General features: G+C 46.0%; 13 protein-coding genes. 1 reads left to right on the forward strand and 12 read right to left on the reverse strand.

Annotated elements, in window-relative coordinates:
* Positions 1-188: 188 nt before the first annotated feature.
* The 9 genes from aroF to liaF form a co-directional block, all read right to left on the reverse strand.
* Positions 189-1,250, reverse strand: coding sequence for a 3-deoxy-7-phosphoheptulonate synthase (gene aroF, locus FHS17_RS21185; RefSeq protein ID WP_167280430.1), 1,062 nt, complete (start codon positions 1,248-1,250; stop codon positions 189-191).
* A gap of 363 nt (positions 1,251-1,613) precedes the next feature.
* Positions 1,614-2,579 (reverse strand): 4-hydroxy-3-methylbut-2-enyl diphosphate reductase, encoded by a 966-nt coding sequence (locus FHS17_RS21190; RefSeq protein WP_167280431.1) that lies wholly within the window; start codon positions 2,577-2,579, stop codon positions 1,614-1,616.
* Between the two features lie 29 nt (positions 2,580-2,608).
* Positions 2,609-4,129, reverse strand: a complete 1,521-nt coding sequence (locus tag FHS17_RS21195; protein WP_167280432.1) for a sensor histidine kinase — start codon at positions 4,127-4,129, stop codon at positions 2,609-2,611.
* A gap of 7 nt (positions 4,130-4,136) precedes the next feature.
* Positions 4,137-4,829: a response regulator transcription factor gene (locus tag FHS17_RS21200; protein WP_167280433.1), complete on the reverse strand. Its 693-nt coding sequence runs from the start codon at positions 4,827-4,829 to the stop codon at positions 4,137-4,139.
* Between the two features lie 78 nt (positions 4,830-4,907).
* Positions 4,908-6,554 (reverse strand): S1C family serine protease, encoded by a 1,647-nt coding sequence (locus FHS17_RS21205; protein ID WP_167280434.1) that lies wholly within the window; start codon positions 6,552-6,554, stop codon positions 4,908-4,910.
* Between the two features lie 221 nt (positions 6,555-6,775).
* Positions 6,776-7,189, reverse strand: a complete 414-nt coding sequence (locus FHS17_RS21210; RefSeq protein ID WP_167280435.1) for a YugN-like family protein — start codon at positions 7,187-7,189, stop codon at positions 6,776-6,778.
* A gap of 75 nt (positions 7,190-7,264) precedes the next feature.
* Positions 7,265-7,930, reverse strand: a complete 666-nt coding sequence (locus tag FHS17_RS21215; protein WP_167280436.1) for a response regulator — start codon at positions 7,928-7,930, stop codon at positions 7,265-7,267.
* A complete protein-coding gene (locus FHS17_RS21220; RefSeq protein ID WP_167280437.1) occupies positions 7,917-8,963 on the reverse strand; it encodes a sensor histidine kinase in 1,047 nt (348 codons plus the stop codon). Before FHS17_RS21220 ends, FHS17_RS21215 begins: the two co-directional genes overlap by 14 nt.
* A gap of 5 nt (positions 8,964-8,968) precedes the next feature.
* On the reverse strand, positions 8,969-10,072 hold the full coding sequence (liaF, locus tag FHS17_RS21225; RefSeq protein ID WP_243865469.1) for a cell wall-active antibiotics response protein LiaF: 1,104 nt from the start codon (positions 10,070-10,072) through the stop codon (positions 8,969-8,971).
* 272 nt (positions 10,073-10,344) lie between these two features.
* Here liaF and FHS17_RS21230 point away from each other — a divergent pair, with 272 nt between their 5' ends.
* Positions 10,345-11,637, forward strand: a complete 1,293-nt coding sequence (locus FHS17_RS21230) for an ammonium transporter (protein ID WP_167280438.1) — start codon at positions 10,345-10,347, stop codon at positions 11,635-11,637.
* A 55-nt stretch (positions 11,638-11,692) separates the two neighbouring features.
* Here the strand turns inward: FHS17_RS21230 and FHS17_RS21235 are convergent, their stop codons facing one another.
* The 3 genes from FHS17_RS21235 to FHS17_RS21240 all read right to left on the reverse strand — a co-directional run bounded on the left by FHS17_RS21235 (position 11,693) and on the right by FHS17_RS21240 (position 12,965).
* Positions 11,693-12,070, reverse strand: a complete 378-nt coding sequence (locus tag FHS17_RS21235) for a hypothetical protein (RefSeq protein ID WP_167280439.1) — start codon at positions 12,068-12,070, stop codon at positions 11,693-11,695.
* A 150-nt stretch (positions 12,071-12,220) separates the two neighbouring features.
* On the reverse strand, positions 12,221-12,346 hold the full coding sequence (locus FHS17_RS30945) for a hypothetical protein (RefSeq protein ID WP_279590380.1): 126 nt from the start codon (positions 12,344-12,346) through the stop codon (positions 12,221-12,223).
* A 67-nt stretch (positions 12,347-12,413) separates the two neighbouring features.
* Complete coding sequence (locus tag FHS17_RS21240) at positions 12,414-12,965, reverse strand: 3D domain-containing protein (protein WP_167280440.1); 552 nt, start codon at positions 12,963-12,965, stop codon at positions 12,414-12,416.
* Positions 12,966-13,007 lie beyond the last annotated feature (42 nt).

The raw sequence follows: 13,007 nt of genomic DNA on the forward strand, positions 1-13,007 counted from the left end.
CAAACTATGAGGTAATTATAAAACTACGGTTTGGCATCGTCAATACTTATGTAAGGTATTTTTTAAACGTATGTGAGGTATACTTACAAGTTTAAACATTTGTTCACATTTAAGGCTTTACATTCGATCACAAAAGCCGAGACACCTTGTGTATCAAGGCTTCTCGGCTTTTTCGGTTTACATATTGATTATATTTTCCACTCTGCGAAGGCCGCTGCAGGCTCCTTCGAAGTATTAAATTGCTTGCCTACTAGCGGTGCTAGTTTCTCTAAATCCTTTAACAAATTAGCGAATTGGTCCGGGAATAAGGACTGTACGCCATCACCTGTCATCGAATTATCCGGATCGGTGTGCATTTCTACGATTAATCCGTTAGCTCCGGCTGCAACAGATGCTTTCGACATCGGTTCTACCAATTCGCGGCGGCCTGTACCGTGGCTAGGATCTGAGATTACAGGCAGATGGCTAAGCCCTTGCAGGACTGGGATCGCCGATAAGTCGAGTGTGTTTCTTGTGTAAGTCTCGAACGTTCGGATTCCGCGCTCACATAACATAACATTCGGATTTCCGCCAGCAAGGATGTATTCTGCTGCATTAAGGAATTCGTCATAAGTTGAGCTGAAACCACGTTTGAGCAATACTGGTGTCTTAATCGTTCCAAGCTTGCGAAGCAGATCGAAGTTTTGCATATTGCGAGTACCCACTTGAAGAATATCCGCATATTCCGCACATACATCAACGTACTCTGGCGTCATAACCTCAGTGATTGTCAGCAGGCCATGTCTTTTGCCCGCTTCCGCCATCATAATTAAGCCTTCAACACCTACACCTTGGAAGCTGTATGGTCCCGTACGAGGCTTAAACGCACCACCGCGCAGCACCTGTCCGCCTGCCGCTTTCACAAGACGAGCGATTTCATCGATTTGTTCCGGTGTTTCAACCGCGCAAGGACCGCCCATAATAACCAGGTTGTCGCCGCCGATCTTAACACCTTTAATATCAATGATTGTATCGTCCGGGTGGAAGTCACGGCTCGCAAGTTTGTAGGACTTCGAAATTTTGATGACGTTCTCTACGCCTTTCATCTGACGCAGATGCTCAGCAAGTGTTGGTTCTGCTTTACCGATAATACCGATTACTGTACGATCTGTACCTCTTGACACATGGGCTTGCACGCCGGATCTTTCAATATAATTGACAATCTCCTGAATACGTTCTTCGGATATGTTTTGATTAGTAATTGCGATCATGTTCATCTCTCCTCTTTTTCACTTCAACGCTTATACGCTTCTTAGCTTTTATGCTTTGTGGCTTTTATGCTTTTACTCGTTAAAGTAAATATACACGATGGACTCTTGTTTCGTCAATTATTATTTTTCAGGCAACAAAAGGCAAATAAACAACTACGGAAAAGAATATTCTTACAATCGCTGTGCTGGTCGGATTCCTTGAACAAGTCATCAATAGGATGGAATCCGACCAGCAAGGCGAACGCTATCGCTTTTCCAGAACATTCATTTCCTCCGTTGCCGCTTGCCTTTTCAGCTGAAAATAATAAAAAACTCAACCCAAGAGTCCAAAACCGGACCGATGAGTTGAGTCTAGACAAACACTTAAGCTTCTGCTGGGCTTGCGACCGTTTTAGTACGAATCGTAGGAAGCAGTTTGTTTTTGTTAACCGTACGTTTGATCTCCCACGTGTCTGGGTTCGCATTGTCATACTGCTCCAGGTAGGCAATTACTTCTTTTGTAATCGGTGTAGGAGTAGAAGCGCCTGATGTTACAGCAACACGCTCGATACCAACAAGCCACTCTTGCTTGATCTCCGAGACGTCGGCTACACGATAAGCTGTTACGCCGGCAATCTCCTCGGATACTTGTGCGAGACGGTTAGAGTTATTACTGCGCGGATCGCCTACAACAATACACAGCTGTGCTGCGCCTGCTTGTTCTGCGACCGCTTCTTGTCGTACTTGAGTAGCCAGGCAGATCTCATTATGGATCTCAGCCTTTGGATACGTCTCAATAAGCTTGCTAATGATCAGGCGGATATCCCATTGCGACATCGTCGTCTGGTTCGTAATAATAATGCGGCCCTCGGGCACATTAAGCTTCGCAATATCTTCAACGCGTTCAATCAGATGAACACGGTCTGGTGCTACGCCAATAGCACCTTCCGGCTCGGGATGACCCTTCTTGCCGATATAAATAATATGATAGTCCTCGGCCACTTTCTCCCGAATCAAATCATGCGTCTTTGTCACGTCCGGACAAGTCGCATCTACGATCGTAAGACCTTTCTCACGGGCACGGTTCCGTACTTCCGGAGATACACCATGGGCTGTAAAGATAACAGTCCCTTGCTCAATCTGCTCCAAAATTTCAAGACGATTCTCGCCGTCAAGCGTAATAACGCCTTCCTGCTCGAATGCATCGGTAACATGTGCATTATGAACAATCATGCCGAGAATATAAATGGGACGCGGGAGGTCCAAGTTTTTCGCTGTTTGCAAAGCAAGCACCATTGCATCTACGACGCCATAGCAATAACCTCGCGGCGATATTTTAACAATTTCCATCTGTTGCACCTGCTTTCTTATAACGAACGTTAGGCTTCGTTTTGATCCGTTCCTTCCATTATAATCGAAGCAGGCTGGGGGGAAAAGTCTATTGGCAGCCAAATAACAAACGTGGACCCTTCTTCCTCCCTCGTTGTGACCTCAATAGAGCCTCGATGCTCGTCAATAATCCATTTAGCTATGGACAAACCAAGCCCTGTTCCTACGGTCTTTCCGCGTGATTCATCCGCTCGATAGAAGCGGTCAAAGATATGTGGAACTTCCTCTGGATTCATGCCAATACCTGTATCCCGAATAATGATACCAAGCTGGTTTTCTTTGGTCGTTGCCGTCATCTCAATCCAGCCATGTGGTGTATATTTGAAGGCATTCTCAATAAAGATGAACAACAGCTGCTGCAAATAGTCCGCATTACCGTGTACCTGATAACCGTCCAATGCCGACAGATCACCAATCCGCCATTCTGCACTACGGGGAAGTAAGCCCGCTCTACGTCCAACCTCTTCTACAAGAGGCATCATCATAACGTTCGTCTTCTCCATTTCATAACCCGCATCCGCTCTTGCTAAAGCAAGCAGATCATTAACAAGGGTGGACATACGTCTGGCCTCTGATGAAATGTCCTGCATGGCCTCGTTAGAAAGCTCCCATCTCTGAGAATCAAGCGCAAGGACAATATCTCCCGCTTCACCATCCTCAAGTTTCTTCGACCACATACGCTGCAGCAGTTCAATGTTCCCTCTAATGGTGGTGAGTGGAGTACGAAGCTCATGAGAAGCATCCGAGACAAAACGCCGCTGCGCTTTGTATGATTCATCAAGACCGTTATAAGCGATTTCAATACGAGACAACATAATGTTCAAGGTATACACAAGCCGGCCTATCTCATCCTTAGGTCCTTCTATTGGAATTCGAACGCTAAGATCTGAGCCAACTTGAATTTGCTCAGTCGTGCGGATAACACGTTCAATTGGCTGCAAGGCCTTTCTTGCCAGGAACAACCCTATTGTGAAAGCCAAAATCAAAAAAATGAGCGAAGACATAATAAGAATGAATCGAAGTCCTGTCAGATACTTCTCTTCGCTGACGATAACGGTGCCAATCTGAAGCAGACCAATCAGCTCTTGGTCTTTTGTATTATTATAAATCGGCCTCTGATAAATCAGGAAAGGAACTTCCCCTTCATTGGTTTTGAGATAAGTTTTTACATAGCCATAACCAGGATTAGTCTTCGCTTCTGGAATTGGATATTTAATACCGCTGCTTTGTAATGCTCCAGAGGCTTTAATGACACCTTCTTTATAATTTACTAACTGCAGATAAAAATCTTTATCTGCAAATATTGATTTTTTTTCAATATTAAGATCCATCTGATTCAAGCCGTACTCATACTTTAAAACATTATAATCGAGCGCCTGTTCACGCAGCTGATCCTTCATATCGTTGTACGTATTCATATTAATAAAGAAATAAATAGCGACACATAACACGATCAATGCTGCCGCAAGTATGCCGGAAAACCATAAAGTAAGACGAAGCCGGATCGTCATGCGTTAATCAACCCTCTCCCCGCAATACATAGCCGGTACCACGAACGGTCTGAATAATACGCTTGGCTCCGCCTTCCTCCAGCTTCTGACGGAGCATAGCAATGTACACTTCAAGCACGTTTGACTCACCGCTAAAGTCGTAACCCCAAATCTTCTCCATAATGGCATCTCTCGTCAGTACACGGCGCGGATTTTGCATAAACAACAGCAGCAGATCATACTCCTTCGCCGTCAGTTCAATTCTTCTGCCGGAACGGATAGCTTCACGTGAATCCAGATCCAGCGCCAAGTCATCAAATACAATCTTGTTGCTGTTTGCTTCATCAATTTTATCCGGTTTACGGCGCAGCAAAGCACGGACCCGGGCAAGCAGTTCCTCCAGAGCGAATGGTTTGATCAAATAATCATCTGCGCCAGCATCCAGTCCTTTTACCCGGTCCGAGATATCGTCCTTCGCCGTTAGCATTAGGATAGGCACTGTACTGCCGCCTTCCCTTACTCGACGACACACTTCCCAGCCGTCAACTTGAGGCATCATCACATCAAGAATCAGCATGTCCGGGTCAGCAGTTAACAGCATCTTCAAACCTTCCATGCCATTGCTTGCAGTCGTGACTTCATAACCTTCGAATGCCAAGCTTCTTCTTAATAAAGAAGTAATCTTATCATCGTCATCTACAACCATTATGTGATGTCTCATTCTTAATTCTCCCCTTGTATAACTTATCTGCTAAAAAAGAAGCGCAGAGTCTATCTTACTCTGCGCTTACTTTATTCCTTACTCCGCGTTAAATTCGTTTCGGTTGCCAATCTCGACTGTCAGATCCATCTTTTCAGCTTTACGAACAATGTTCAATACAGCTTTGTCGCCAACCTTACGCTTTTGGATCTCAGCAATAAGCGCCTGTGTATTGCTATATGTTTTACCGTCGATACCCAAGATAACGTCAAATTGTTTCAGGTCCGCAAGATAAGCCGGAGAATTGTAGTATACGTTGCTTACGATCGAGCCTTGAGCTTTATCCATGCCAAGCTGCTTCGCAATCGCATCTGTTACATCACCAAGCTCTGCTCCGATGAACGGAACCGGCTCTTTTGGCACTTCTTTATTGTTCTTCAGCGTATCAAGAACTTCTTGAATCGTACTTGTCGGAATCGCAAAGCCGATACCTTGTGCCTGCGAGCTAACCGCTGTATTAATACCAACAACCTCACCCTTAGTGTTCAGGAGTGGACCGCCGGAATTACCTGGATTAATGGAAGCATCCGTCTGCAGCAAATGTTTATACTCGCGAGTGCCGTCTGTGTCTTGAATATCGATTGGACGTTCCTTCGAACTCAGTACGCCAACTGTTACTGTATGGTCAAAGCCGTACGGGTTACCAATTGCAACAACCCAGTCACCGATGTTGATATCATCCGAGCTTCCTAATGGAAGGGTAGGGAAAGCTTTATCACCTGTAACTTTCAGTACGGCAAGATCAAGGTCAAAGCTCGAACCAAGCAGCTCTGCTGTAAATGGCTTATCATAACCTTGAACGGTTACTTCGATTTTATCGGAATCAGCAACTACGTGCTGGTTCGTCAGAATATAACCATCTGATTCAAAGAAGAAGCCAGTACCAATACCTGCCGCCTGCAGGTTGCTGTCATCGCCTTTATTGTCTTCCGGTTGCGTTGCTTCCGGTGCATCTTCACCGAAAAATTGACGGAAGAATGGATCATCCAAAATGCTGCCGCTGCCGCCGCTGTTGCTGGAAGCAGGCTTCACATAGGTTTCGATCTTAACGACCGCCGGACTTGCTGTCTCGAACAGCTTGCCGAAGTTATCCGGTCTTGCCGCTGCTACAGAAGCGCCGCCATTACCTGTTGTTCCGGCAGTTGTTCCCGATCCGGCATTCGAACCATTACTTGCACTCTCGGAGGAGAACACCGAATTGCTAGTAAACCAGTTATTCGTATCAGATGCATACATTAATCCGCCCATCAAACCGCCAACTACAACAACTCCAGCGAGGAAAGCCACGAATAATCCTTTAATTGGGCTTTTCTTACGCGGTTCACGTGCCTGCCATCCACTCTTCCCGGATTGCTGGCTATAAGTAAAAGGCCTCATTGGTACAGGCGGCGTTACTTCTACATTCGGCTGCTGGTCAAACTCAGGCTCATCACCTGGTTGTGCCGAATAAGGAGCTTCGTATGTCCGCTCTTCTTGCGGAGAGTTAGAAGATCTGGAAGGAACCGAAGCTCCATTATCTTCTTGAGCCGAAGATTTGAATGGTCCATATGAATAATAGTAGGAAGTTTTGCTTGGCGTTTCCGATCCTTCTGCCGATGTATCATTGTCTTCTCCGCGTGGATCGTTCTCTTCACCATTAGCCCGATTTTGAAAGAAATCGTCGTATTTTTTGTTCTGATCGTCCATATTCGTTCTCCTCCTTGATCTATTCCATAAAGCAGCCGAATCTTTCATTCATCGGCGCTCTCTAAATCCTGTATCCCTATCATGCACATTCTACCTTAAAACAAACTTAAAATGAATTAAAACGAACATAAAAAAAACGTCTTTCGACGTTATTTCTATGCACTTTTCGTGTTACTCTACCAAACTCCCCTTCTCAGATAGAGAGCTTGGCGTGCCATATTTTATTGGGGGAAAAGCTTCTCGACCTCTGCTAACACCTGCTTTGCCTTATCAATCCATCGCGGATCAATATGTGCATCAGGATTGGAGGGAGCTTGAAATTGATCAAATAGAGCACCTACCACCCGGGCGCTCGCTTCAGGATCATTGCCCTCCTGGTATTCATGCCTCAGGACATACGGCGTTCCTAGAGTAATAATCGCATTTGTATCCGCGGTCACATCAACCACGTTGCCATTCGTCACTTGAAAAGGCAGGCGAAGCCATACTTTATTCTCGTTGTCCAATGCCCGGTCGAAGGATCCGTTGGTATAGTCCCAGTTACCGCCGAGCGAGAATTGATGCTGCTCAAGCCAATCTCTGGAATCGGTGAATGCTTGCTGACGGGCTTCCAATGTAGATGAAAGTGGAATCATGACAGTTCAGCTCTCCTTTGGCATAACTTGCTTTGAATAACTGCTAAAGGATAATATGTCCCGTCATCCTGTCGTTTATGTGTTCTTTACCCAGCCTTTACGATGAGCAAGAACCGCAAGCTGCGTCCGGTCATCCAGTTCGCATTTCATTAGAAGATTGCTGACATGGGTTTTGACCGTTTTGATACTAATATGAAGCTCCTCACCGATTTCTTTATTCGAGCGGCCTTCGGCAATCAAGAGCAGTACTTCCTTCTCCCGCTCTGTTAAATCCTCATCACCGGATTGGGCGGTGCGCTGGCGAAGTCCTCTCGTGAGTGCCTGAGAGACGTCCGCTGTCATGACAGGCATACCTTTAACCGCACCGTGCAGCGCATAAATCAGTTCCTCTGCTGAAACTGTCTTTAAGACGTAACTGACCGCTCCGGCTTCAATCGCCCCATATACTTTATCATCCTCGAGGAAGCTAGTTAGCATAACGATCTTCAAATCAGGATACTTTGCAATGATTTGGCGTGTCGTCTCTATACCATCCATTCCCGGCATCATCAGATCCATGAGGATAAGATCCGGAATACCTGCAGGAATACCCGCTTCCAGCATAGAAATAGCAGCCTGGCCGCTCCCAGCTTCAGCAACGACTTCAAATTTCGGCTCCAGCATCAAATACGTGCGAAGACCAATTCTCACCATATCATGGTCATCCACAATCATTACTTTTAACGTATTAGTCCCGTTCATCGTTACCATTCCCCCGCCATATTTTTGGTATCGTTACCTTCACTCGCGTGCCGCTTCCCGGCTTGCTTAGAATCTCAGCTAACCCGCCTAACTGCTGGGCCCGTTCCTGCATCGTTGATAGACCATAAGAGCCGCGTCTTACTTGATCAGCCCGGAAACCTGCCCCGTCATCCTGCAGACTTAGTACAACTTGGCGTTCATTCTCCGTCAAAGTCAATGAGCAGCTTTGTGCTCCGGAATGCTTCACAACGTTCGCCATCGCTTCCTGGACAATAAGGAATAACTGATGCTCCTTCGCTTCAGTTAACGCATCTGTCAGACGCCAATCAAAGACACCCTGAAGCCCATTCTGCCGGCAATAATCAGGAAACCACTTATCCAGTGCTTCATGCAGTGTGCGTCCTTCGAGTTCCATTGGTCTAAGCTGTGCAATAAAGATTCGCATCTGCTTTTGCGCAAGCGTTGACATCTGAATCAACTGATCGAGCACCGAAGCCGCACGTTCCTGATCAATTTCTTGAAGCTTCGGCAGCGAAGAAGCACACATATGCATCGCGAATAACTGCTGGCTGACGGTATCATGCAAATCTCTTGCGAGACGTTTCCGTTCCTCCTGTACAGCGGCTTCATTCGAAGCGGTCTGGGTCATGACTTGCTCTTCCCCTGTCATCTGGAGCCGCTTCATCCGCTCTTCCATCAAACTCGCAAGCTCATTAAACTCACGATATAGCTCAGAAAAAGAAAAGTCTCCCGATTCCGTAATCCGAACCTCAAAGTTTCCGTTCACCGTCTGCTTAAGAGCCAGCTGAAGCGTATCAATTCGTCGTTGTATAACTCTGCCGGTCCAATAACCGAAGGCCGCACTGACAAGCAGAAAGACGGAGGCAGCGCCGTAGCGCACTTCCGTCTGTACTTCGCCACCGTTAGATAATCCTGTCCATACGACAATCGCACACAGCAGCGCCGTTACCGAAGAGGCAACAAACATGGTGAGCAGCTGCCATTTGCCGCCGCGGAACAATCGAACCATCATAATAATTAACCCACCTTCGTAACGCGAACATCGCCGATAAATGTGCTTACGACGAGTTTGATTTTTTTATCGGTTTCCGAGTAATGAGGAGAATGGATGTTAATGCTCTTGAACATTCCGCCTTCCTTCTGACCCAGAATCTTTACATCCCCTGCAAATGCACTTGATATGACTTGTATGCCTACCTCATAATCGTTCGGTACATAAACCTTTACATCACCTATAAAAGAAGAGATACAAATCTTCGTCTCGCCAAACGGTATTTGGGCTTTCGTCAGATCAACAATGGTATCGCCGATAAAATGCGATATATTAAGCGGCTTCAGCTCCCAATAATCCTGGCCGATATGAATATCCCCGATAAATCCCGACCTCGACTGTGCATTAGGATCATTATTCCAATATTCGAAGGATCCGTGCTTGGAATGATGCTGCTTGCGCCATTGATCCTTCATCTGCTGTTTATGAGCTCTAATATGGTGCTTCTGTGCATTCAATTGCTGACGCAGCTCATGCTTGAAGTTGTGGTTCCGCCTTACATGATGATAAGGATCTCTTCTCAGATCAGGCTCGGGTGTACCACTCTCATTAGGTTCCGTAAAGGCCTCTCTCGGGTTATCCGAGTTGTTCGGTGCTCCTTCTTCATCTACCTTCGTTGGATCCGGATGAAGAGGCGGCGCGGAAGGAATATCACCTTTATAATCCGTATAAGAATTGTACGATTTCCATTCGTCATCATATTGAGGTGGTTCTTGATGACGATGACGCGGCCGGCGTAAAAAGTTAAGTCCAATCAAAATGATAATAATTGGCCACGCGTAGGAAACGATGTCACCAAACGACCAGGAAAACCATTCCAGGTTATGACCAAGAAAAACAAATCCGATAAGAATCATCATCCCTGACCACCAGCCTGAGCCGGAACCGTGACGTCCTGCAACAAGTCCATGCAGACCAATCCAGAGCAGAACGACAGGCCAATAATTAGAGATAATCTCGCCAATACTAATATCGAATTGAATTACGTCCAATTGTCTTAATAGGAAGATCACGCCGATTGAGATAATGACGAGACCCGACAATAACCGGTTTAAAAAGCTCCCATTCAATTTATTCAACTCCCTGCCAGTGCTTCAGAATGTCTTATTGTTACTAAGTATATCTAATGAAAGATAGCTTATAAAGGGACGGCCGATTGAACTTTGCATCGGTCTCGAGACTGAGAACAAGGGTTTTACAAAAAAAATAGCTGACATACGTCATAAAACATCACGCAAACACGTTGACATTACTCACTTCGCCTATTTATAATGGTGAGCGGATTCATAGAGACAGAGAAACCTTACATCATTTCATACTATGAACAACAGGAGTTGAATCAATGGATGTAGCAGAACTGTCGAGAGGGCTGGATACCATCTGGGTTGTCTTGACAGCAGCAATGATTTTGCTGATGGAAGGCGGATTTGCCTTGCTTGAAGCCGGATTTGTCCGGCAGAAGAATGCTGTCAGCATTATTATGAAAGTCTTCGTCGACATTGTTTTTGGCGCACTTGTTTTTTACTTCTTCGGCTTTGCTATCATGCACGGCAAGGACATTGGCGGTTTGTTTGGTTCAACGGGATTTATGCTTAATGGTGATTTATCTCACATCAATCTCAATATTTCCCATGAAACCTACTGGTTTTTCCAATGCGCCTTCGTTATCGCGGTAATCTCTATCGTCTCCGGTGCCGTTGCTGAAAGAATTCATTTCCGGGCTTATATTCTGTTGACCATTGCAATGACGGGCATTATATATCCACTTGCCGGCCATTGGGTATGGGCAATCGACGGCTGGTTAAGCAAGCTAGGAATGATTGATTTTGCCGGTTCAGCAGTTATCCATGCTCTTGGCGGTTTTGCTGCACTTGCAGCTACCTTATTCATCGGTCCTCGGATCGGTAAATTTTCGCCAGACGGTAAAGTGAACATTGTATCACCTTCCAATCTTCCTCTTGCCTCAGTTGGAGCATTTATTCTATGGTTCGGCTGGTTTGGCTTTAATGCAGGCAGTACGTTAAGTGCGACAAATGCTGCAATCGGCCACATCGCGGTTACAACTATGCTGTCTGCTTCTGCGGGAGGCGCAACTTGTATCTTGTTCACCATGCTCCGTTATCGGAAAGCCGACCCGCCAATGGTCATTAACGGTTCGTTAGCTGGTCTTGTCGGGATTACTGCTGGCTGTGCTTATGTATCAGAAGGAGCAGCGATTTGGATTGGAGCCATTTGCGGAATTGCGATGGTGCTCGTCACTGAATTCATGGAGCGCAAACAAATCGACGATCCGGTTGGAGCTTTTGCCGTACACGGAATCAGCGGAAGTATAGGTACACTGGCAGTTGGTCTTTGTGCAATTCCAGCACTTACAAAAGGCTCAGGCCAAGGCTACTATGGCCTTCTATACGGAGGCGGCTGGAAGCTCCTTGGCGCTCAGGCGCTTGGTCTTGTTGTTATTGCATTTTGGGGATTCGTCTTAACCTGGGGAGTACTATGGCTGATCCGCCGTATTATGCCAGTACGCGTATCCAAGGATGAAGAGCTTATCGGCCTTGATGTAGGGATACATGGTGTTCCAGCATACAGTCAGGAAAGCGACTTTATCGATGTTGATCACATTACTAGAAGCTAAACCAATCATAAAAGGCGTTCTCCATGTGGAGAACGCCTTTTATGTATAAGTAGAATTATTTATATAGTTCATTAACCAAATCCACGGAAACAGACACAATGTCAGTTGGTGACGATACCTGGATCGAACGGGCATGCTCAATTTCTTGGCGGAGCGCACGTACTTGCTCCATTGGTTTTTTCACAAAATGAATGTACTCAACAGCCAAATGATGATCCGGCTTACGGCCGGATAAAATCCGCCGCAATGTCGACATGGACTGATAAGCCCGCTCTTCCTTCAGACGCCGCTTCTCATATCGTTCAACCATTTGCTCGATTTCCGCGATTTCCTGCTCTTTCTTCGTCACATAAGCATCGATGAAGGGCAGTACCTCCGCAGCTTTGCGATGATGGGACGCAGAATGATTCATATGAATAATTGGATCAGTCATGATAGCTCACCTGTCTTCATTGCGTTATTATTTCTCACATAACTAATAATACAATAAAGATCCGCTCTTGAAAACTCAAAATTATGTGACATCAGCAAATTTAACAAAAAGGAGGAACCATAAGGCTCCTCCTGTTGATTGGTTTAGTAATTACTTCTGAGTATTTTGAGTAGCTTGGTTCGACGCTTTGCCAGTTGCAGCATTTTGATTAAACTCTTCAGCGAATTCTGCATTTTGCTTGTTGTTTTGTGCTTTGTTGTTTTTGTTCTTAGCCATTGTAGTTATTCACCTCCCCGTCCATCCCTTAGTATGGCATAGCAAAGGCTTATTATTCAGAACCTAATTACGATTCCAGATAGGTTTGTGGGATCGGTTTTCCCGCTTCTACCGCTCGATTAATCTGGTTTAGCCATGCTTGAGACAGCTTGCCGTTGCCCTTACGAAGCACCTGAACGGCTACTGTACGTTTCCCCCACTGCTTATATACATCCTTTATCGTCTCAAAATATAAGTCGAGCCGGCGGCCTTTAATGGCAGACCCGGTATCCGCTACTACACCGTAGCCGTAACCAGGAATGTAGAGCAGCGTACCGATTGGGAACAGCTTCGTATCGGCGGCGATCGTCGATACTTGCCCCCGTCTGACTTTTACCCCTGAATAAGTAATCCCGTACTGCGGGTGTCCCGGACGTTTGCCGGTTGACTCATAGCCTGCCGTATAACCGGTTGCCACGACCTGTACAGTCGACAGAGTCTGCTCGGCGATGGCTTCCACCGCTACGGGGTCTTTTTTGTCTGCTGGCGCAGCTGCGAGGCTTGGTGCCACACTTGACAACATTGCCGCTATCGCTAGGCTTGAAATTATTTTTTTGCAAGTAAAAAAGCTTGTGACCATTTGGGCAGCTTCCTCCTCAGAAGAATAATTCCCAAACGGTCC

The sequence above is a fragment of the Paenibacillus lupini genome, from assembly GCF_011761355.1.
Taxonomy (GTDB): Bacteria; Bacillota; Bacilli; order Paenibacillales; family Paenibacillaceae; genus Pristimantibacillus; species Pristimantibacillus lupini.

Coding starts and splice junctions, on each gene's coding strand:
- aroF (WP_167280430.1), bottom strand. CDS start 1,250: ATGATCGCAATTACTAATCAAAACATATCCGAAGAACGTATTCAGGAG.
- FHS17_RS21190 (WP_167280431.1), bottom strand. CDS start 2,579: ATGGAAATTGTTAAAATATCGCCGCGAGGTTATTGCTATGGCGTCGTA.
- FHS17_RS21195 (WP_167280432.1), bottom strand. CDS start 4,129: ATGACGATCCGGCTTCGTCTTACTTTATGGTTTTCCGGCATACTTGCG.
- FHS17_RS21200 (WP_167280433.1), bottom strand. CDS start 4,829: ATGAGACATCACATAATGGTTGTAGATGACGATGATAAGATTACTTCT.
- FHS17_RS21205 (WP_167280434.1), bottom strand. CDS start 6,554: ATGGACGATCAGAACAAAAAATACGACGATTTCTTTCAAAATCGGGCT.
- FHS17_RS21210 (WP_167280435.1), bottom strand. CDS start 7,189: ATGATTCCACTTTCATCTACATTGGAAGCCCGTCAGCAAGCATTCACC.
- FHS17_RS21215 (WP_167280436.1), bottom strand. CDS start 7,930: ATGAACGGGACTAATACGTTAAAAGTAATGATTGTGGATGACCATGAT.
- FHS17_RS21220 (WP_167280437.1), bottom strand. CDS start 8,963: ATGATGGTTCGATTGTTCCGCGGCGGCAAATGGCAGCTGCTCACCATG.
- FHS17_RS21230 (WP_167280438.1), top strand. CDS start 10,345: ATGGATGTAGCAGAACTGTCGAGAGGGCTGGATACCATCTGGGTTGTC.
- FHS17_RS21235 (WP_167280439.1), bottom strand. CDS start 12,070: ATGACTGATCCAATTATTCATATGAATCATTCTGCGTCCCATCATCGC.
- FHS17_RS30945 (WP_279590380.1), bottom strand. CDS start 12,346: ATGGCTAAGAACAAAAACAACAAAGCACAAAACAACAAGCAAAATGCA.
- FHS17_RS21240 (WP_167280440.1), bottom strand. CDS start 12,965: ATGGTCACAAGCTTTTTTACTTGCAAAAAAATAATTTCAAGCCTAGCG.